Here is a 19,141-nt window from a genome sequence, read left to right on the forward strand (position 1 = left end):
GTTCGGTCGAACGCCCCACCCGCCGCGCCGTCAACCCCCGTCGGAACCGGCGCCGTCAGGCGGCGATCTTCTGCTTGACCTGGGCCAGCGACGGGTTGGTCAGCGTGCTGCCGTCCGGGAAGAGCACGGTCGGCACGGTCTGGTTGCCGCCGTTGGCCTTCTCGACGAAGGCCGCGGCCTCCGGGTCGAGCTCGATGTTGACCTCGGTGTAGCCGATCCCCTCGCGGTCCAGCTGGCTCTTCAGGCGGCGGCAGTAGCCGCACCAGGTCGTGCTGTACATCGTGATGGTGTCGGCGGACATCGAAGCTCCTTCGGTGGTCTCCCGCGGGGTGACCCGCGGCCGGGGTGTCGCACCCTGCCCAACGTCCGCGCGGCGCGGCGCATTCCGGCCCGCACGTGTTTCGCGGGCCACGCGTTCCGCTCACGGCCCGTCCGCCCTCCGCCGGCGCCCCCCCCCGGGCCCGGCGGCCGTGGACGGCGCCGGACGCCCCGGGCCGAGCTGAGAGGATGGACGGGTGACCGAGACGACCGCCGACTCCTCCGCCTTCGGCGCCGACGCGGTGCTCGAGGGGCTGGATCCCGAACAGCGCGCCGTCGCCACGGCGCTGCGCGGCCCGGTCTGCGTGCTGGCCGGCGCCGGCACCGGCAAGACCCGCGCGATCACCCACCGCATCGCCTACGGCGTGCTCTCCGGGGTCATGGCGCCGCAGCAGGTGCTGGCCGTGACCTTCACCGCGCGCGCGGCGGGGGAGATGCGCGGACGGCTGCGGGCGCTCGGCGCCGGCGCCGTGCAGGCCCGCACCTTCCACTCGGCGGCGCTGCGCCAGCTGCAGTTCTTCTGGCCCAAGGCGATCGGCGGCGCGGTGCCGCGGCTGCTGGAGCGGAAGGTGCAGCTGGTGGCGGAGGCCGCGGCCCGCGGCGGGATCCGGCTGGACCGCGCCGACCTGCGGGACGTCACCGGCGAGATCGAGTGGGCCAAGGTCACCCAGACGGTGCCGGACGACTACGCCGCGGCCGTGGCCGCGGCCGGCCGGACCCCGCCGCGCGACGCGGCCGAGATCGCCGGCGTCTACGCCGCCTACGAGCGGCTGAAGGGCGAGCGCGGCACCATCGACTTCGAGGACGTGCTGCTGCTCACCGTCGGGGTGCTGGAGTCCCGGCCGGACATCGCCGAGCAGGTGCGCGCCCAGTACCGGCACTTCGTGGTCGACGAGTACCAGGACGTCTCCCCGCTGCAGCAGCGGCTGCTGGACCTGTGGGACGGCGGCCGGGGCAACCTGTGCGTGGTCGGCGACGCCAGCCAGACCATCTACTCCTTCACCGGCGCCACCCCCGCGTTCCTGCTCGGCTTCCGCGCCCGGCACCCGGACGCCACCGAGGTCCGGCTGGTGCGCGACTACCGTTCGACGCCGCAGGTGGTGGGGTTGGCCAACGGGCTGCTGCGGCACGCCCGGGGGCCGGCGGCGCGGGCCCGCCTGGAGCTGGTCGCGCAGCGCCCGCCCGGCCCGGAGCCGGTGTTCCAGGAGTACCCGGACGAGCCGGCGGAGGCCGAGGGCACGGCGCGGCGCATCCGCGCGCTGCTGGACGGCGGGGCCCGGCCGAGCGAGATCGCCGTGCTGTTCCGCACCAACGGGCAGTCCGAGCTGTACGAGCAGGCGCTCGCCGACGCGGGGGTGCCGTACCAGCTGCGCGGCGCCGAGCGGTTCTTCGAGCGGCCCGAGGTGCGCGAGGCCGGCCTGCTGCTGCGCGGGGCGGCCCGGGGCGGGGCGGACGCCGAGGTGGACGGGGCGCTGGCCGGTGCCGGCGGCGCGGAGCTGCCGGGGCACGTGCGGGCGGTGCTCGCCACCCGCGGCTGGACGCCGACCCCGCCGGCCGGGGTCGGCGCGGCGCGGGAGCGCTGGGAGTCGCTGGCCGCGCTGGTGCGGCTGGCCGAGGAGTTCGCGGCGGCCCGGCCGGGTGCCGGGCTGCCGGAGTTCGTGGCGGAGCTCGACGCCCGGGCGGCGGTGCAGCACGTGCCGACGATGGAGGGCGTGACCCTGGCCTCGCTGCACGCCGCCAAGGGCCTGGAGTGGGACGCCGTGTTCCTGGTGGGGCTCACCGAGGGGATGGTGCCGATCACCCACGCCCGGACCGAGGAGCAGGTGGAGGAGGAGCGCCGGCTGCTGTACGTGGGCGTCACCCGGGCCCGGGAGCGGCTGACGCTGTCCTGGGCGCTGTCCCGCTCGCCGGGGGGCCGGGCCACCCGGCAGCCGTCCCGCTTCCTGGACGGGCTGCGGCCGGGCGGCGGTGGCGCCGTGCTGGGCGGCCCGGTCGGGCTGGGCGCCCGGGCGTCGGTGACCCGGGGGGTGGCCGGGCGGGCGGGGCGCGAGGAGGTGGGCCGCCGGCCGCGTCCGCGGGCACCGATCCGCTGCCGGCTGTGCGGGCGGGTGCTGGCGGAGGCGGCCGAGCGCAAGCTGCTGCGCTGCGCCGACTGCCCGTCGGACGTGGACGAGGAGCTCTACCGGCGGCTGCGCGACTGGCGCGAGGAGCGGGCGAGTGAGGCGAGCCTGCCGGCGTACGTGGTGTTCACCGACGCCACGCTGACCGCGATCGCGGAGGAGCGGCCGGGCGACGTCCGGGCGCTGAGCAGGATCCCGGGGGTGAACGCGGCGAAGATCGCCCGGTACGGGGAGGACGTGCTGCGGCTGTGCGCCGGGGGGTCCGACGGGGCCGCCGGTCAGGCGGGTGCGGGCGGGGCGTCGGTGGCTGCGTTGGGACAGGATCGAGGAATCGCCGGAAAATGATTTGCGCGGCTCGATCAGGCGGCAATAGCCTGCCAGCACAGTCACGGAGACGGGACTGGCGCCCGACAACGGCGCTGGTCACGCTGCCCTGACACCGAGCACAGCCGTATCAGCATCAGGAACCACCCCCGGTTGCCGCCGTTGGGTGCCGAGAACAGTAGGGAGGCGAGTCCAGTGGCAACGACGATCAAAATGACCGGCTTCGCCGCCGTTGCCGCCTGCCGCGGCACTGTCTCGGCCTCTGGCCTCGAATCCCGCGCCGGTCTCGTGCCGGCGCAGGTCCTCCTGGCCTATCGCGATGGCGGCTTCCCAGGCACCGGTCTGCCCACCGGCACCCCCGTCCGCGGTGGCGCCGCCCTCGGCGGCTCCCTGCTGGGCGACGGCACTGGTCTGGGCCGTGGCACCGGCTTCGGCACCACCGGTGGCTTCGACGCCACCCGTGGCTTCGACGCCCGCTTCGGCACCGGCGCCGGCTTCGGCGGCGCCCTCGGCTTCGGCCGTGGCGCGGGCTTCGCCGCCGGCAGTGGATCCGTCGTGGTCGAGGGCGCCGCCAAGGCCGCCGTCGCCCGTCCGCGGGCCATTGCCCCGGCAGCCGTCTGGGCCGAGCCGACCCGGGCCGAGGTGACCACCGTCGCCCCGGCCACCCAGCACCGCAATGACGTGACGCAGCAGGACATGCGATCCCTCCGCGGGGACCATCCCTGGAGACATCGAGACTGATCCAGCATCAGATCGGCGCCTCCAGGGCCGCGGAACCCGCATCGGGATCCGCGGCCCTTGTTGTTTCACCGGTACCGAACAACGCAACGGGCGGGTGAACCCCGCCCGAGACGAGGAAGACACGTGACGCTCCTGCCGCCCGCTCCCGCGGAAGCACACTGCAACCCCCCGTCCGTTCCTCCCAGCTCCAGCGCAGCGCCGATCACGCCGAACGACCCGGCGGAGGTATCCCTGATGCAGCTCACCGCTGCCGTCACGCAGCTCGACGACGTCGAGGGCGATGGCGCAGCCATCCCGTGCCGTTCCTACGACCCCGAGGTGTTCTTCGCCGAGTCGCCCGCCGACGTGGAGTACGCCAAGTCCCTGTGCCAGGGCTGTCCGGTGCGTCAGGCCTGCCTGGCCGGTGCCCTGGAGCGGCGGGAGCCGTGGGGCGTGTGGGGTGGCGAACTGTTCGTGCAGGGCGTCGTCGTGGCCCGCAAGCGGCCCCGTGGCCGCCCGCGCAAGAACCCGGTCGCGGCGTGACCTCCGCGGTCGCGGCGTTCCGCGCCCGTGTCGCGCGGGCCGACGCCGCCTACCGGCGCACCCGCCCCCGTACCCGCCGAACCGCCGTGACGACCGGCCGGTTCCCCGCCGATGACAAGCAGGCCCTGATGACCCGAGAAACCACGCTGTACGCGCCCGCCGAACGTCTCACCATCGATCTGAACGGACACCACGACATGCAACTGCTCAACGAAGCCCTGGCCCGAGCGCAGATGGAGGACAGGCTGCGCGAGGCGGAGGAGCAACGCCGGGCCCGGCGCCTGGTCCGGGCGCGGCGGCTGGCCCGCAAGGCCGAGGCCGCCTCGCTCCGGGCCCGCCGGGCAATGGCGCTCAGCATCCTGCGCTGAGCCGGCCGGCCGCCGGGCCGGGCCGTGGGGGGAGCCACGGCCCGGCGGCCACGCACGACACACGGATTGTGCCCTGGGCGCGCTGCGCCCGGGGCACCGGTCGTTTCCGTTCCGGGCCGGCGGCCACCGTGGGACGACGGGGACCCACGACGATCATCAGGATGATCGAATTCCAAACGGAATGATCATTCCCTGACCCGATCGGTCGGGTTGATATCGCCAAGTGTCCCTCGGTCGGGCCGATCACCAGGCAATTCCCGTCAGGGTGAGGATTTCGCGGAGCGCAGCCGGTACGGTCTTAACCGTGGTAGCAGCCGAGCAGCCCGAAAGCGCGAAGGAGCGCCCGCGCCGGTCGGAGCGCACCGTGCCCGCCGAGTCGGCCCTCAAGGCGACCACCGCCCGGCCCGACGTCGAGGTGCGGCGGAGCGCCCGCCGGCGGCGCACCGTGTCCGCGTACCGGGAGGGCGACCGCACCATCGTGCTGATCCCGGCCCGGATGTCGGCGGCCGAGGAGAAGCGCTGGGTGGCCCGGATGCTGGAGCGCCTCGCCGCCCAGGAGGCCAAGCGGGTGCTCGGCGACGACGCCCTGGAGCGCCGCGCCCGCGAGCTGTCCGAGCAGTACCTGAACGGGACCGCGGTCCCGGCCTCGGTCCGCTGGGTGACCAACCAGAACAGCCGCTGGGGCTCCTGCACGCCCGCCGAGGGCTCCATCCGGCTCTCCCACCGGCTCAAGGGCATGCCCGCCTGGGTCGTCGACTACGTGCTGCTGCACGAACTGGCCCACCTGCTGGTGCCCGGACACGGCCCGCGCTTCTGGCGGCTGCTCGACGCCTACCCGCGCACCGAGCGGGCCCGCGGCTTCCTGGAGGGCGTGGTCGCCGCCGCCCGGCTTCCGCACTCTCCGTCACCAGGGCAGGACTCCGCGGCCGACGGCGAGGATCCCGCGGACGGACTGAGCGAGGACCTCCCCGACGACCTCTCGGAGGAGTTCGGGCAGGTCGCGGAGGGCGAGCCGGGGGAGTGCGACTAACCCGCGCCGCCCCCGCGGCCGTTTTCGGACGGTCGCCCCCGCTCTCGCCGCTCCAGGGGTGCGGTACCGTGCGTGGAACCGTGGCCGCCCGACCGTGCGTCGCTCCCAGCGCGCCGGCCGGGCTTTTCGGTGTCGCGGCGTTCCGACCGTTAAGGGGAGGGTAGGGCTCCGCATGGCGAGGCAATTCCAGCGCGGCCACAAGGCGAAGATCAGTGATCTGACGGCGGGTGTCGACCTGTACGTGGGCGTGCAGATCGGCGGCCCGGGGCTGTCGTTCGACATCAGCTGCTTCGGCCTGGACGCGGACGAGAAGCTGTCAGACGACCGCTACTTCGTCTTCTTCAACCAGACCGCGTCCCCCGAGGGCTCCATCCAGCTCCTCGGGGAGCAGGCCGGCGACACCCAGTCGTTCCGGGTGACGCTCGACCGGATCCCGCCCGCCATCCACAAGCTGGCCTTCACCGCCACGATCGACGGCGACGGCACCATGTCGCAGGTCGGGCCGGGCTACATCCGGCTGGTCGCCGGCGGCGAGGAGGTCGCCCGCTACTCCTTCTCCGGCGCGGAGTTCAGCACCGAGCGGGCCGTGATGCTCGCCGACGTCTACCGCAAGGACGTCTGGCGGTTCGCCGCGGTCGGCCAGGGCTTCGACGGCGGCCTGCGGGCCCTGCTGGAGAACTTCGGCGGCGAGGTGCTGGAGGAGGAACCCGCCCCGGCCCCCGCCCCCCAGGCCCCCACCCCGTCCTTCGCCCCGCCGGCCGCGGCCGCCGCGCCGCCGGCGTTCGGCGCCCCGGCCGCCCCCACCCCGCCCCCCGCGCCGACCCCGCCGGCCTTCGCGGCGCCCGCCGCCGCGGCCCCGCCGGTGCCGCCGCCCGCGCCCGCCCCCGCGCCGGTGCCGCAGCAGCCCGCGCAGCCGCAGGGCGACTTCCACCTCCCCCCGCCGCAGCCCCCGGCGCAGCCGCAGCAGTTCGTCCCACAGGGCTTCGGCGCCCCCGCGCCGCCCGCCCCGCCGGCCCCGCAGCCGCCCGCCGGCTACCCGCCGGCGCCGGCCCCCGGCGCGCCCGGGCCGGGCTTCGGCGCCCCGCCGCAGCCCTTCGGCGACCCCTACGGCCAGCAGCCGCCGCAGGCCCCGGCCGCCCCCGGCGGCTACGGCTACCCCGGCCCCGGCCAGCCGGCGCCCGCCCCCGGCTACCCCGGCGCCCCCGCGCCCGGTATGCCGGCGCCGGGCATGGCCGCGCCCGGCGCCGCCCCGTACGGCGCGCCGCAGCAGGCCGCCGCCGGCGCCCCGACGCCCCCCGGCGCCGAGGCCGGCCTCGCCAAGTACCGCGAGGTCGCCGCGACCGGCCGGTGGACCCAGCAGAACGCCAAGCTGATCAAGGTCACCCTGGCCGGCACCGCGGTCATCGCCCAGCAGGGCAGCATGGTCGCCTACCAGGGCAAGGTGGAGTTCGCCCACAAGGGCTCCGGCGGCTGGCGCAACCGGCTCGCCACCAGCGCCAGCGGCCAGGACATGGACCTGATGCGCTGCTCCGGCGAGGGCGAGGTCTTCCTCGCCGAGGACGCCGCAGACCTGCACATCGTGGACCTCCAGGGCCAGTCGCTGTGCGTCAACGCCGCCGCCGTGCTCGCCTTCGACGAGGCGCTCCAGTACGAGGTGCGCCGGATCGACGGCCACGGCATCCCCGGTGGCAGCCTGTTCACCCTGCAGTTCTCCGGCCAGGGCGCGGTCATCCTGCGCACCAAGGGCACGCCGGTGGTGCTGCCGGTCACCCCCACCACCTTCGCCGACAGCAACGCCATCGTGGCCTGGACGGCCGGCGCCCAGGTGGTGGTCAGCACGTCGGTCCGGCTGCGCCGCGACGCCTACCCGGGCCACAGCGGGGAGGCCGTCAACCTCCAGTTCCGGGGAGCCCCGGGCAACTTCATCGTCGTCCAGCCGTACGAGGTGTGACCCTGATGGACCAGCAGCTTCTGGCCGGGTACGCGGCCACCGCGCCCGTGGCCCGGATGAGCAACCACGGCACCCACATGTGCAAGGTCGCCATGCAGACCGGCAACGACCTGTACGCGCGCGCCGGCTCGATGGTCGCCTACGAGGGCTACATCCAGTTCCAGGCGAACCCGCCGTCCCTCGGCCGCGGCCTCGGCGAGTGGGCCACCGGCGAGGGCGTGCCGCTGATGCGCGCCAGCGGCGACGGCGTGCTCTACCTGGCCGACTACGGGGCCGACGTCGTCGTGCTGCAACTGGCCGGCGACCGCCTCTCGGTCAACGGCGCCAACGTGCTCGCCTACGACGCCAACCTCACCTCCGACATCGAGCGGGTGCGCGGCGTGGCCCGGCTGAGCGGCAGCGGCCTGTTCAACCTGATGCTCGGCGGCAACGGCTGGGTGGCGCTGACCACGCGCGGCACGCCCGTCGTGCTGGACACCGGCGAGCAGGAGACCTACGTCGACCCGGACGCGCTGATCGCCTGGACCACCGGGCTGCGGATCAAGGGCAAGCGCAGCTTCAAGGCCGGCTCGCTGATCGGGCGCGGCAGCGGCGAGGCGTACCAGGTCGGCTTCAGCGGCCGAGGGTTCGTCGTCGTCCAGCCCAGCGAGGACAGCACCGACCGCCTGCGCGTGCGCGGCTGAGGCAAGGGGGAACGAAACCGTGCAGAGCTCACTGTTCGGCTACACCGAGGTGCAGTCGCCAGACCGCTACGCCCTGCAGAACGACCACATGCTGCGGGTGCGGCTGGACCAGTCCAACCCCGAGGTCCTCGCCCGCAAGGGCGCGATGGTCGCCTACCAGGGCCTGATCGACTTCGACGGCGAGTACGAGAGCCGCGGGCGGCGCCGCGAGCGGCAGATGACCGGCGAAGGGCTGCCGCTGATGCGGTGCTCCGGCGAGGGCACCATCTACTTCGCCAACCTGGCGCAGCACGTGCACGTGCTGGACTGCGGGGGCCACGACGGCATCACCGTGGACGGCGCCTACGTCCTGGCGCTCGACGCCAACCTGCACCGCGAGGTGGTCGCGGTGGAGTCCATGCAGCAGATCGCCGGTGCCGGCGGCTACAACCTGCGGATCGCCGGCAACGGCAAGGTGGCGCTGATGACCTCCGGCAAGCCGCTGGTGCTGGAGGTGACGCCGGACAAGTTCGTCAACGCCGACGCGGACGCGGTGATCGCCTGGACGGCCTCGCTGCGGGTCTCCATGCAGGCCCAGACCACGTCGTCGTCGGTCTTCAGCCGGCGGGGCAACACCGGCGAGGGCTGGGAGATGAACTTCATGGGCCGCGGCTACGTGGTGGTCCAGCCGGCCGAGCTGCTGCCGCCGCAGACCCTGTTCGCCGCCGGCGGCGGGCTGCGGGGCCAGTACGGCATGGGACAGCAGGGCGTGCAGGCGCAGAACCCCGGCAACAGCTGGGGCGGCAACCGCTGACGGACGCCGGAGCCCCGGGGCGCCCGCTCGGGGAGCTCCGCGGCGGCGACGGGCCCCCGCCCACCGGTACGCGTACCGGTGGGCGGGGCCCGTCGCCGTTTCGGGCCGGCCGGCTCAGAGCGTGGCGAGGGCCTGGGAGACCAGGGCGCGCACGGAGTGGTCGGCGCCGTCCGGGAGCCGGTCGGCCGGGAACCAGCGCAGGTCCAGGGACTCCTCGCTGATCCGGGCCACGGCGTCCGGCGGCGCGACGGCCAGGTACTGCACGTCCAGGTGCTCGCTGACGTCGCCGGGACCGCCGTCCGCGGCGGGCAGCCGCACGCCGTCGCGGCACGGCACGAGGTGGCGGTCCAGCCGCAGCGGCGCCGCGGACAGGGTCAGCCCGGGGACGCCGCTCTCCTCGGTGGCCTCGCGCAGCGCGGCCGCCGCCAGCGAGGCGTCGTGGGCCTCGCAGTGGCCGCCCATCTGGAGCCAGCTGCCCACCCGAGGGTGCAGGGTGAGCAGCACCCGGGAGGAGGACGGGTCGACGACCAGCGCGCTGGCGGTCAGGTGCCGCCCGCCCGCCGAGCCGCGGCTGAGGCCGTCGGGGTTGGCGGCGAGGTAGTCGACGAACGCGGCGCGCAGCGCCTCCTGGCGCTCGTCCGGCGCCGACCAGCCGGACAGCACGCGCAGGGCGTCGTCCCGCAGGGCGCCGCCGGCGGTGGCGCCGCCGGCCGCGCCGGTGGACAGGGCGGTCACGCGGCACCGTCTCCGGTGCCGTCGCCCCTGCCGTCCCCCCGGCCCTTGCCGTCGTCGTCCCCGCCGTCGTCGTCCCCGCCGCGGCCCTCCTCCTCGCCCCGGTCGCCCTCCCCGGGGGCCGCGCCGGTGTCGCCCTCCCCGGCCTCGCGGTCGGCCCGGCCCTTGGCGCGCTCCTCGCCGAGCATCCGGTCCAGCGACTCGTCCAGGGAGGAGCCGAGCTCGGAGAAGTCCATCTCCTCGCGGTGCACGAAGCCGTCCGGGTCGTCGAGGTCGTCGGCGGTCGGCAGCATGTCCGGGTGCGCCCACAGGGCGTCCCGCCCGTCCAGCCCGCGCGCGTCGGTCAGCGACGCCCACAGCCGGGAGGCGTCGCGCAGCCGGCGCGGACGCATCTGCAGACCGACCAGCGTGGTGAAGATCTGCTCGGCCGGCCCGCCGGTCGCCCGGCGCCGGCGCAGCGTCTCGCGCAGCGCGGCGGCGGCCGGCAGCCGGGGCGCGGCGGCGGCGTGCACCACCGCGTCGACCCAGCCCTCCACCAGCGCCAGCGCCGTCTCCAGCCGGGCGAGCGCGGCCTTCTGCTCCGGCGTCTCCTGCGGCTCGAACAGGCCGCCCTGCAGCGCCTCCTGCAGTGCCTCCGGGTTGGTCGGGTCGATGCCGGAGACCATCTCCTCCAACCGGGAGGTGTCCACGGTGATGCCCCGGGCGTAGCTCTCCACGGCCCCCAGCAGGTGCTGGCGCAGCCACGGCACGTGCCCGAACAGCCGGTGGTGCGCGCTCTCCCGCAGCGCGAGGTACAGCCGCACCTCCTCCAGCGGGATGCCCAGGCCCTCGCCGAACGCGGCGACGTTGGCCGGCAGCAGGGCCGCCTTGCCGACCGGGCCGAGCGGCAGGCCGATGTCGGTGGAGCCGACGACCTCGCCGGCCAGCGTGCCGATGGCCTGCCCGATCTGGGTGCCGAACATGGCCCCGCCCATGCTCCGCATGATGCCGAGCAGCGGGCCGGCCATGGCGCGCATCTCCTCCGGGACGACGCCGCCCATGGCGCCGGCGACCCGTTCGGCGACCGGGTTCACCAGGCTGCGCCAGACCGGCAGCGTGGCCTCGACCCACTCGGCGCGGCTCCACGCCTCCGCGGATCCGGTGCCGGCGGGGAAGGAGGTGACCTCGTCCAGCCAGAGCTCGGCGAGCCGGACGGCCTCGCTCACGGCCGTGCGCTCGGAGTCGGTGACGGACGGGTCGGCGGAGGGGGCGGCCTGGCCGAAGAGGGCGGCGGTGCCGCCGGCGGCGGCCGTGCGGCGGGCGATGTCGTGGGCGAGGTTCCAGTTCACCGGGCCGGCGTCGGTGGAGAGCATCTGGCCGAGCTGCTGGAACGCCGCGCCGAGGTCGGCGGCGCCGAGGTTGCCGAACATGGCGGCGAAGGGGTTGTCCCCCCCGCCCTGGCCGCCCGCACCCTGGCCGCCGCCGGGCATGCCGGGCAGGCTGAAGCCGAAGCCGAACGGGTTCTGGCCGCCGCCCGCGCCCTGGCCGCCGCCGAACAGCATGCCGAGGGGGGTGCCGGCGAACGGGTTCTGGGCGCCTCCGCCCGCGCCGCCGTTCCCCTCCTCGCGGCCCTTGTCCGCGCCGCCCTTGTTGTCGCGGCCCTTGTCGTCACGGCCGTCGTCCCCGCGGCCGTCGTCCTTGCCGCGGTCGCCCCCGTTTCCGCCGCGGTCACCGGGACCGGTGCCGCGCCCCCGGTCGCCGCCGCCACCTCCGCCCCTGCCGCCGGACGCTCCGCCGGCGCCCGTGGCGTCCCGGTCGTCGTCGTCCGGGTCCTTGGGGGAAGGACCGAATCCGAATGGGAAGTCACTCACGGTTGCTGGGCTCCTTGGCTTAAGGCAGCCGCCGGGACGCGACCGCGCGGACGTGCCGAAACGCCGTACGACGACTCTAGGCGCACTCCGGACCACCGTGCTGGTGGGCCGAGGCCGCCCGACTCGCCCGGCGCGCACCACCGGACAGGCTCCCGGACCCGCCCGGCCCACGGCCCGGCTCGCCCCGGTCCTACGCCGCTCCGACCGGCCGGGCCCGGCCGGAGGCGCTGCGTCCTCCGGAGAACCCCGCCGGCCGTCTGAGGCAGGATGGTCGGTACGTACGACACCTTCACCTCAAATTAACCATGGGAGACCACCGGTGAGTTCCCCGCCCAGACACGTTCGCTCTCGGCTGACCGGGCGACGCGGACGCGGTGGACGCCCGACGGTCGCCGTCACCGGCGCGGCCTCCGGGGTGGGGCGGGCGCTGGCCCTGCGGCTGGTCCAGTCGCCGGAGATCGGGAAGGTGCTGGCCGTCGACGAGCGGCGCGGGGACGTGCCCGGGGCGGTGTGGCGGGTGATGGACGTGCGGGACCCGTCGATCGCCGACCGGCTGGCCGGGGCGGACGTCGTCGTCCACCTCGCGCTGGACCTCGGCATGGAGAGCGATCCCCGTACCCGCAGCGCCTACAACGTGCGCGGCGCGCAGACCGTGCTGACCGCGGCGGCGGCGGCCGGGGTGCGGCGGGTGGTGCTGTGCACCTCGGCCATGGTGTACGGGGCGCATCCGGACAACCCCGTGCCGTTGTCGGAGGACGCCCCGCTGGCGGCGGTCCCGGACGAGTCGATCGTCGGCGACCTGCTGGAGATGGAGCGGCTGGCGCGGCGGGCGCCCAAGGCCCACCCGGGGCTGTCGGTGACGGTGGTGCGGCCGGCCGGGCTGGTCGGCGAGGGCATCGACACGGTGCTGACCCGCCACTTCGAGGCGCCGCGGCTGCTGGTGGTCAAGGGCAGCCGGCCGTGCTGGCAGTTCTGCCACGTGGAGGACCTCGCCTCGGCGCTGGAGTACGCGGCGCTGGGCCTGGTCGAGGGGGAGATCGCGGTCGGCTCGGACGGCTGGCTGGAGCAGGCGGACGTGGAGGAGATCTCCGGGATGCGGCGGATGGAGCTGCCGGCGTCCTTCGCCCTCGGCGCGGCGGAGCGGCTGCACCGCCTGGGCATCACCCCGGCTCCGGTGACCGACCTCGCGTACACCATGCACCCGTGGGTGATCTCCGCCACCCGGCTGCACGAGGCCGGCTGGCGCCCGGCGTACACCAACGAGGAGGCGCTGGTGGAACTGCTGGCGCACACCGAGGGCAACCACGCGGTGGTCTCCCGGCGGCTGGGTCGCAAGGACGCGGCCGCGTCGCTGGGCGCGGCGGGCGCGACGGTGGCGCTGGTCGGCACCGCCGCCCTGGTGCGGCGGGCCCGCCGCCGGCGGCGCGGCTAGGGCGGGCCGTCGAGGGGAGCGGGTGGCCCGCCCGGTGGGCGGCGCCCGGGCGCGGGAGGGCAGGATGAGGCCATGGACCCAAAGGACGCGAGGGGCGCGATGGAACCGACGGACCCGCTGAGACTGATCGCCATCCGGGACACCGGGCTGTCGGTGGACGAGGTCCTCTCCGCGGTCGGCGACGCGGGGGCCGGCGGGACCGCGCTGTTCGTCGGCACGGTGCGCGACCTGGACGAGGGGCGGGACGTCGTCTCGCTGGAGTACTCGGCGCACCCGACGGCCGAGCGGGAGCTGCGCGCGGTGGCGGCGAAGGTGGCCGCGGACTTCCCGGTGCGGGCGCTGGCCGTGGTGCACCGCACCGGCCTGCTCCCGGTCGGCGGCCTGGCGGTGGTGGCGGCGGTGTCCTGCGCCCACCGCGGGGAGGCGTTCGAGGCCTGCCGCCGGCTGGTGGACGACCTCAAGCACCAGGTGCCGATCTGGAAGCGGCAGGTATTCACCGACGGGGAGTCCGAATGGGTCGGTTGCTGATCGGCCCGTGGGGCGGTGCGCGACCGGACCTGTGGTAGTTCTGATCGGGCATTGATCGGCGGGTGGGTGCGCGGTCCCTCGAAAGGGCGACGTGACCACGCCCGCTGACGGGCGTTGTCATACCGAACGGCTAATCTTCAGATACGTACGAAGAGTTCGGGAGTTCGTCATGGCATCGATCGCATGGTTGGCAATCCCGGTCGCCGCAGCACTCTTCGCCGCCGTCTGGGCGGCCTGGTCCAATCGCACCCGTCACCTGGGGGACGGCCAGTCCCTCGCCGGGTACCAGCGTTTCGTCCACGCGATGGAGCACACCAGCGCCGTTCCCACCGGTGCCGAGCCGCGGCGGCGTCGCCTCGGCCGAGGCCGTTCCACCTCCCCGCGCCCGCAGGGGGCCGGGGAGGGCCGGCGCAGGCAGCGCGAGGGCGCCGGCGCCAGCAGCTAGGGCGCGTGGTCCGGGAGCTCCGGTGGGCCGGCCGGCACGCCGGCGGCGCCGCACCACCCCAGGCGAGGGGGTCGCCCCGAACGGGCGGCCCCCTCGGTCGTTCCCGCGCGACGCCCGGGCGGCCGATCCGGCACCCCTTATGCGGCGCAGACCCCCCGATGGGCCAGGATGTTCGAGACCGGCCGATCGGACGATTGAGAAGTGGGTGGCATGCCCCGGCGAACCGCGACGATCCTGACGTCGATCAGCGCCCTGGTGGTGATCCTCGCCGCCCTGGTGCTGCTCCCCGTGCCCTACGCGGAGATGGATCCCGGTCCCACCTTCAACACGCTCGGCGAGGACGCGGACGGCGAGGAGGTCATCACCATCGCCGGCCACGACAGCTACGAGGCGTCCGGCCACCTGAACATGACCACCGTGCGGGTCACCGGCAAGGACTACCGGATGAACCTGCTGGAGGCGGTGGTCGGCTGGCTGCGCGACGACAGCCTGATCGTGCGCAAGGACACCCTCTACCCGGACGACCGCAGCGCCGAGGAGGTCCGGCAGGAGAACGCCGAGGAGTTCTCCTCCTCGCAGGAGGCGGCCAAGGCCGCCGCGCTGCGGCAGCTCGGCATCGACATCGGCACCCAGGTCATCGTCTCCGCCGTGGTGGACGGCGCCCCGGCGCAGGACCTGCTGCACGCCGGGGACGTGATCGTGGCGGTGGACGGCACCGAGGTCGACTCGCCGGAGCAGGTCGCCGAGCTGATCACCGCGCACCGGCCCGGCGAGGACGTGGTCTTCACCATCGTGCCCAAGCCGGCCGACTCCGAGCAGCCCGCCCACGAGGACGACCCCTCGGCCCGGCGCGAGGTCACCGTCACCACCAGCGAGGCCGAGGACGGCCGGGCCGTCGTCGGGATCTACCCGGGGACGGCCCACACCTTCCCGTTCGACATCGACATCCGGCTGGACGACGTCGGCGGCCCCAGCGCCGGGCTGATGTTCACCCTCGCCATCATGGACAAGCTGGAGCCGGGCGACCTGACCGGCGGGGAGTTCGTCGCCGGCACCGGCACCATCGACGACCAGGGCAGGGTCGGCCCGATCGGCGGGGTGCAGATGAAGGTGATCGCGGCCCGGGAGGCCGGCGCCGAGTACTTCCTCACCCCGTCGGACAACTGCGCGGCGGCGGCCACCGACCCGCCGGACGGCCTGACCCTGGTGCGGGTCGACGACCTCGACGGGGCCGAGGCCGCCCTGGAGGACATCCGCCAGGGCACCACCGACGAACTCCCGCTGTGCGGGTCGTGACGGCCCGGGCCGCGCCAACGGGGGGCGTGCCGGCCGCGCGGGCCGCGACGCCCCCGCGGCGCCCGGCCGGCCCGACGGCCGCGACCGTCGGGCGGGGCGGACCGGGCGGACCGGGCGGGGCGGGCGGCGGATCAGGAGAACGTCGCCAGCAGGGCCTCCGCCATGCCGGGCACCAGGCCGGCGCCGGTCAGCACCTCCTGCTCGCTGTCCCGCTCGCGCAGCCGCACCGCGGACTCCCGCCGGCCGTCGCGCAGCACGGCCACGGTCAGCCGCACCTCCTGGCGCTCCGGGTGGGCGGCCACCCAGTCGGCCAGCTCCTTCTCCCCGATGTCCCGCGGCACGGCGGCCTCCGCGCTGGGCGGCAGCATCAGCCGCTCGGCGACCAGCGCGCAGCCGGCCACCGCGTCCGGCCACGCGATGGTCCCCAGGAACTCGTCCAGCGGCGCGTCGGCGGGCAGCTCCTCCTGCTCGATCGGGGTCAGCTCGCCCGGCTGCGGGTCGGTCAGGCCCAGCTGCTCGGCCAACGTCGGCTCGGTGGCCGCCAGGGCGGCGGTGTCGACCAGGGCGAACAGTCGGATCGGCTGGTCCCAGCCGAGGGTCCCGGCGTAGGAGTCGATCTCCAGGACGGCGCGGGTGAGCGGGTTGGCGGCGGGCGGAACGGCCGGGTCGTTCCCGGTCGGAGTGGCAGGCATGGGGTAGATATTGCCCCCTCGCGCACCACCGGCGGCAAATCGGCCGCCGTCCGGGTCAGCCAGGCGTGCCGCGGCGGCGGTCCCGGAACCCGTTCCGGGCGCCCCCGGCCTCGCCGCGGTCGCGGCCCGGCACCGGTTCGGTGGCGGAGTGCTGCGAATCCGCTGGCCGGATCGGGAACTCAGGTAAACAGTGGGTAAGTTTCACAGACATATGGATGCCGGCGGTCCGGCGACGCGCGCCTGCCCGGCGGCAGTACCGACAACCGTTAACCGAGGTGTGCACTCGTGGTCTTTCAGATGCCCGACAGGGGCGGGGAGCCGCCGGGGCCGCGCGTCCGCCAGGGCCCGCCGTCGAGACTGACGCGGAACCTGCTGCTGACCGTCGGCATCCTGGCGGTCCTTTTCATCCTCTTCACCGTCTTCGCGGGGTTCTGGACCGACTGGCTGTGGTTCCGCGCCCTCGACTACGGCAACGTCTACACCACCCAGCTGACCACCCGCCTCGGGCTCTTCGCCGTCTTCGGCGTGCTGATGGCCGTCGCCGTGGCGCTGAACATCTACCTCGCCCACCGGATGCGCCCCGAGTTCCGCGGCATGTCCATGGAGCAGCAGAGCCTGGACCGCTACCGGGTCGCCATCGAGCCCTACCGGCGCTGGCTGGTGATCGCGCTGTCCGCGCTGGTCGGCCTGATCGCCGGCACCTCGGCGGCGGGGCAGTGGCGCACCTGGCTGCAGTGGGTCAACGGCACGGAGTTCGGCACCACCGACCCGCAGTTCAACCTGGACGTCGCCTTCTACGCCTTCGACCTGCCCTGGTACCGCTTCGTGCTGGGCTTCGGCTTCGCGGCGGTGGTGCTGTCGCTGGTCGCCGCGGCGATCACCCACTACCTCTACGGCGGACTGCGCATCCAGTCGCCCGGGGCGCGGGCGACGTCGGCCGCGCAGGTCCACCTGTCGGTGCTGCTCGGCCTGTTCGTGCTGCTCAAGGCGGTCGCCTACTGGCTGGACCGGTACGGGCTGGCGGTGAAGTCCTCGGACTTCCGCGCCACCGAGGGCTGGGCGGGTCTGCGCTACGTGGACGCCAACGCCTACCTGCCGGCCAAGACGATCCTCTTCTTCGTCGCGCTGATCTGCACGGTGCTGTTCGCGGTCAACATCTTCCGGCGCACCTGGGCGCTGCCGCTGGTCGGCCTGGGCCTGATGGCGCTGTCCGCGGTGCTGATCGGCGGGCTGTACCCGGCGATCGTGCAGCGCTTCCAGGTCGAGCCGGACGAGCAGGCGCGTGAGGCGCCGTACATCGCGGAGAACCTGGAGGCGACCCGTCAGGCGTACGGCATCGACGGCGTCCAGGTGACCGACTACGACGCCACCACGGAGGCGTCGCCGGGCCAGCTGCGCAACGACGCGGACACCACCGCCTCGATCCGCCTGCTGGACCCGAACATCGTCTCCCCGACGTTCCAGCAGGTCCAGCAGGTCCGCGGCTACTACGGCTTCAGCGACACCCTCGACGTCGACCGCTACACGATCGACGGGGAGCGCACGGACACCGTCGTGGGCCTGCGCGAGCTGGACCTGAGCGGCATCCCGGAGGGGCAGCGCAACTGGGTCAACGACCACTTCCGCTACACCCACGGCTTCGGCGTGGTGGCGGCGACCGGCACCACGGTCACCGAGGGCGGCGCCCCGTCGTTCACCTCCGAGGACATCCCGCCGGTCAGCCAGCTCGGCGAGTACCAGCCGCGGATCTACTACGGCGAGCAGACCACGCAGTACTCCATCGTCGGCGGGACCTACGAGGAGATCGACTACCCGGACGACCAGGCCGAGGGCGGGCAGCAGACCTTCCGCTACGACGGCGCGGGCGGGGTGGCGATCGACAACCTGCTGAACAAGGCGGCGTACGCGCTGAAGTTCTCCGAGCCGCGGCTGCTGTACTCCGGGGCGATCGACGGCGGCTCGAAGATCCTCTACGACCGCACGCCCAAGGAGCGGGTCGAGGCCGTCGCGCCGTTCCTGACCATCGACGGCGACCCGTACCCGGCCGTGGTGGACGGCAAGGTGGTGTGGATCGTGGACGCCTACACCACGACCAACCAGTACCCGTACTCCACCCGGACGGTGCTGACCGAGGCCGCCTCGGACTCGCTGACCGACGCGCAGCGGGCCGTGCTCACCCAGCTCAACCAGGTCAACTACATCCGCAACTCGGTGAAGGCCACCGTCGACGCCTACGACGGCACGGTGACCCTGTACCAGTGGGACGAGAACGACCCGGTGCTGCAGACCTGGATGAAGGCGTTCCCGGACACCATCGAGCCGCGCTCGGAGATCAGCGACGAGCTGATGTCGCACCTGCGCTACCCGCAGGACCTGTTCAAGGTGCAGCGCGACCTGCTCACCCGCTACCACGTCACCGACCCGGGCACCTTCTACAACGGTTCGGACCAGTGGCGGGTGCCGAACGACCCGACCACCGACACCGGTGAGGCCCAGCCGCCGTACTACCTGACGCTGTCGATGCCCGGTCAGGAGGAGGAGGCGTTCTCGCTGACGTCGTCCTTCGTGCCGGCCCGGCGCGACAACATGGCGGCGTTCATGGCGGTCAACGCCGATCCGGGCCCGGACTACGGCACCATCCGGATCCTGCAACTGCCGTCGAACACCACGGTGCTCGGCCCACAGCAGGTGCAGTCGAAGTTCAACGGTGAGCCGAGCGTCGGTACGACCATCAACATCCTCCAGCAGGGGGACTCCGAGGTGGTCTACGGCAACCTGCTGACCCTGCCGGTGGGCGGCGGCCTGCTCTACGTGGAGCCGGTCTACGTCAAGGGCGCGGGCACCAACTACCCGCTGCTGCGGAAGGTGATGGTGGTCTTCGGCGACCGCCTGGCCTTCGAGGACACCCTGCAGCAGGCGCTGGACTCCGTCTTCGGCGAGTCCGGGGTGGACACCGACGAGCCGACGCCACCGGACGAGGGCGAGGGCGGCGAGGAGCCGGGCGGCACCCCGCCCGAGCCGGAGGACCCGGACGTGGCGGCGGCGCTGGAGGACGCCCAGCAGGCGTTCGAGGACGGCCAGGAGGCGCTGCGCAACAACGACTTCGCCGCCTACGGCGAGGCGCAGCAGCGGCTCCAGGAGGCCCTGGCGCGGGCCCTGGAGGCCGAGGGCGCGCTGAACGGCGACGGGGCGTCGCCCAGCCCGGACGCCTCCCCGAGCCCGGAGGGGTCGCCGAGCCCCGAGGGGTCGCCCACGCCGGAGGGGTCGCCCACGCCGACCGGGTAGCGCCGTCGGTCCGGAGCGGCCCGCCCCCGAC

Annotated in this window: 17 protein-coding genes; 13 read left to right on the plus strand and 4 right to left on the minus strand. The window is 74.5% G+C overall.

Features of this window, described 5'->3' with window-relative positions; all coding sequences use genetic code 11:
* Positions 1-55 precede the first annotated feature (55 nt).
* A complete protein-coding gene (locus FHU37_RS16125; protein ID WP_179814878.1) occupies positions 56-301 on the minus strand; it encodes a mycoredoxin in 246 nt (81 codons plus the stop codon).
* Positions 302-515: 214 nt separating this feature from the next.
* Between FHU37_RS16125 and FHU37_RS16130 the strand changes: the two genes are divergently transcribed.
* The 8 genes from FHU37_RS16130 (at position 516) to FHU37_RS16165 (ending at position 8,850) form a co-directional block, all read left to right on the plus strand.
* On the plus strand, positions 516-2,783 hold the full coding sequence (locus FHU37_RS16130; RefSeq protein ID WP_312892632.1) for an ATP-dependent DNA helicase UvrD2: 2,268 nt from the start codon (positions 516-518) through the stop codon (positions 2,781-2,783).
* A 174-nt stretch (positions 2,784-2,957) separates the two neighbouring features.
* Entirely contained in the window at positions 2,958-3,503 is a 546-nt protein-coding gene (locus FHU37_RS16135; protein ID WP_179814879.1) for a hypothetical protein, read from the plus strand.
* Positions 3,504-3,635: 132 nt separating this feature from the next.
* Positions 3,636-4,025 carry a WhiB family transcriptional regulator gene (locus FHU37_RS16140; protein ID WP_281394776.1) on the plus strand — a complete coding sequence of 130 codons (390 nt, stop codon included), beginning with the start codon at positions 3,636-3,638 and terminating at the stop codon, positions 4,023-4,025.
* The gene (locus FHU37_RS29345) at positions 4,022-4,393 is read left to right on the plus strand and encodes a putative WhiB-interacting protein (protein WP_179814881.1); all 372 of its coding nucleotides are present in this window, start codon (positions 4,022-4,024) and stop codon (positions 4,391-4,393) included. The genes FHU37_RS16140 and FHU37_RS29345 overlap by 4 nt, the downstream gene beginning before the upstream one ends.
* 364 nt (positions 4,394-4,757) lie before the next feature.
* Complete coding sequence (locus FHU37_RS16150; protein WP_179816311.1) at positions 4,758-5,423, plus strand: M48 metallopeptidase family protein; 666 nt, start codon at positions 4,758-4,760, stop codon at positions 5,421-5,423.
* Between the two features lie 172 nt (positions 5,424-5,595).
* Positions 5,596-7,374, plus strand: coding sequence for a TerD family protein (locus FHU37_RS16155; RefSeq protein WP_179814882.1), 1,779 nt, complete (start codon positions 5,596-5,598; stop codon positions 7,372-7,374).
* A 5-nt stretch (positions 7,375-7,379) separates the two neighbouring features.
* The gene (locus tag FHU37_RS16160) at positions 7,380-8,057 is read left to right on the plus strand and encodes an AIM24 family protein (RefSeq protein WP_179814883.1); all 678 of its coding nucleotides are present in this window, start codon (positions 7,380-7,382) and stop codon (positions 8,055-8,057) included.
* A 19-nt stretch (positions 8,058-8,076) separates the two neighbouring features.
* Positions 8,077-8,850 (plus strand): AIM24 family protein, encoded by a 774-nt coding sequence (locus FHU37_RS16165; protein WP_179814884.1) that lies wholly within the window; start codon positions 8,077-8,079, stop codon positions 8,848-8,850.
* 114 nt (positions 8,851-8,964) lie between these two features.
* Here FHU37_RS16165 and FHU37_RS16170 read toward each other — a convergent pair whose 3' ends face one another.
* Positions 8,965-9,585, minus strand: coding sequence for an NUDIX hydrolase (locus FHU37_RS16170; protein WP_312892633.1), 621 nt, complete (start codon positions 9,583-9,585; stop codon positions 8,965-8,967).
* On the minus strand, positions 9,582-11,123 hold the full coding sequence (locus FHU37_RS16175) for a zinc-dependent metalloprotease (protein ID WP_179816313.1): 1,542 nt from the start codon (positions 11,121-11,123) through the stop codon (positions 9,582-9,584). Before FHU37_RS16175 ends, FHU37_RS16170 begins: the two co-directional genes overlap by 4 nt.
* A 628-nt stretch (positions 11,124-11,751) precedes the next feature.
* Between FHU37_RS16175 and FHU37_RS16180 the strand changes: the two genes are divergently transcribed.
* The 4 genes from FHU37_RS16180 to FHU37_RS16195 all read left to right on the plus strand — a co-directional run bounded on the left by FHU37_RS16180 (position 11,752) and on the right by FHU37_RS16195 (position 15,133).
* Positions 11,752-12,864 carry an NAD-dependent epimerase/dehydratase family protein gene (locus FHU37_RS16180; protein WP_179814885.1) on the plus strand — a complete coding sequence of 371 codons (1,113 nt, stop codon included), beginning with the start codon at positions 11,752-11,754 and terminating at the stop codon, positions 12,862-12,864.
* A gap of 99 nt (positions 12,865-12,963) precedes the next feature.
* Positions 12,964-13,392 carry a molybdenum cofactor biosynthesis protein MoaE gene (locus tag FHU37_RS16185; RefSeq protein WP_179814886.1) on the plus strand — a complete coding sequence of 143 codons (429 nt, stop codon included), beginning with the start codon at positions 12,964-12,966 and terminating at the stop codon, positions 13,390-13,392.
* A 169-nt stretch (positions 13,393-13,561) separates the two neighbouring features.
* Complete coding sequence (locus FHU37_RS16190) at positions 13,562-13,837, plus strand: hypothetical protein (RefSeq protein WP_179812178.1); 276 nt, start codon at positions 13,562-13,564, stop codon at positions 13,835-13,837.
* A gap of 210 nt (positions 13,838-14,047) precedes the next feature.
* Positions 14,048-15,133, plus strand: a complete 1,086-nt coding sequence (locus tag FHU37_RS16195; protein WP_179814887.1) for a YlbL family protein — start codon at positions 14,048-14,050, stop codon at positions 15,131-15,133.
* Between the two features lie 131 nt (positions 15,134-15,264).
* Here the strand turns inward: FHU37_RS16195 and FHU37_RS16200 are convergent, their stop codons facing one another.
* Positions 15,265-15,825 carry a PPA1309 family protein gene (locus tag FHU37_RS16200; protein ID WP_179814888.1) on the minus strand — a complete coding sequence of 187 codons (561 nt, stop codon included), beginning with the start codon at positions 15,823-15,825 and terminating at the stop codon, positions 15,265-15,267.
* 297 nt (positions 15,826-16,122) lie between these two features.
* Here FHU37_RS16200 and FHU37_RS16205 point away from each other — a divergent pair, with 297 nt between their 5' ends.
* A complete protein-coding gene (locus FHU37_RS16205) occupies positions 16,123-19,110 on the plus strand; it encodes a UPF0182 family membrane protein (protein WP_179814889.1) in 2,988 nt (995 codons plus the stop codon).
* Positions 19,111-19,141 lie beyond the last annotated feature (31 nt).

This window comes from Allostreptomyces psammosilenae, assembly GCF_013407765.1.
In the GTDB taxonomy this organism is placed as follows: Bacteria; Actinomycetota; Actinomycetes; order Streptomycetales; family Streptomycetaceae; genus Allostreptomyces; species Allostreptomyces psammosilenae.

Bases quoted from the DNA above. Each gene is read 5' to 3' on its own strand.
- FHU37_RS16125 (WP_179814878.1), bottom strand. From the start codon at position 301: ATGTCCGCCGACACCATCACGATGTACAGCACGACCTGGTGCGGCTAC.
- FHU37_RS16155 (WP_179814882.1), top strand. From the start codon at position 5,596: ATGGCGAGGCAATTCCAGCGCGGCCACAAGGCGAAGATCAGTGATCTG.
- FHU37_RS16160 (WP_179814883.1), top strand. From the start codon at position 7,380: ATGGACCAGCAGCTTCTGGCCGGGTACGCGGCCACCGCGCCCGTGGCC.
- FHU37_RS16175 (WP_179816313.1), bottom strand. From the start codon at position 11,123: ATGCTGTTCGGCGGCGGCCAGGGCGCGGGCGGCGGCCAGAACCCGTTC.
- FHU37_RS16185 (WP_179814886.1), top strand. From the start codon at position 12,964: ATGGAACCGACGGACCCGCTGAGACTGATCGCCATCCGGGACACCGGG.
- FHU37_RS16190 (WP_179812178.1), top strand. From the start codon at position 13,562: ATGGCATCGATCGCATGGTTGGCAATCCCGGTCGCCGCAGCACTCTTC.
- FHU37_RS16195 (WP_179814887.1), top strand. From the start codon at position 14,048: ATGCCCCGGCGAACCGCGACGATCCTGACGTCGATCAGCGCCCTGGTG.
- FHU37_RS16200 (WP_179814888.1), bottom strand. From the start codon at position 15,825: ATGCCTGCCACTCCGACCGGGAACGACCCGGCCGTTCCGCCCGCCGCC.
- FHU37_RS16205 (WP_179814889.1), top strand. From the start codon at position 16,123: ATGCCCGACAGGGGCGGGGAGCCGCCGGGGCCGCGCGTCCGCCAGGGC.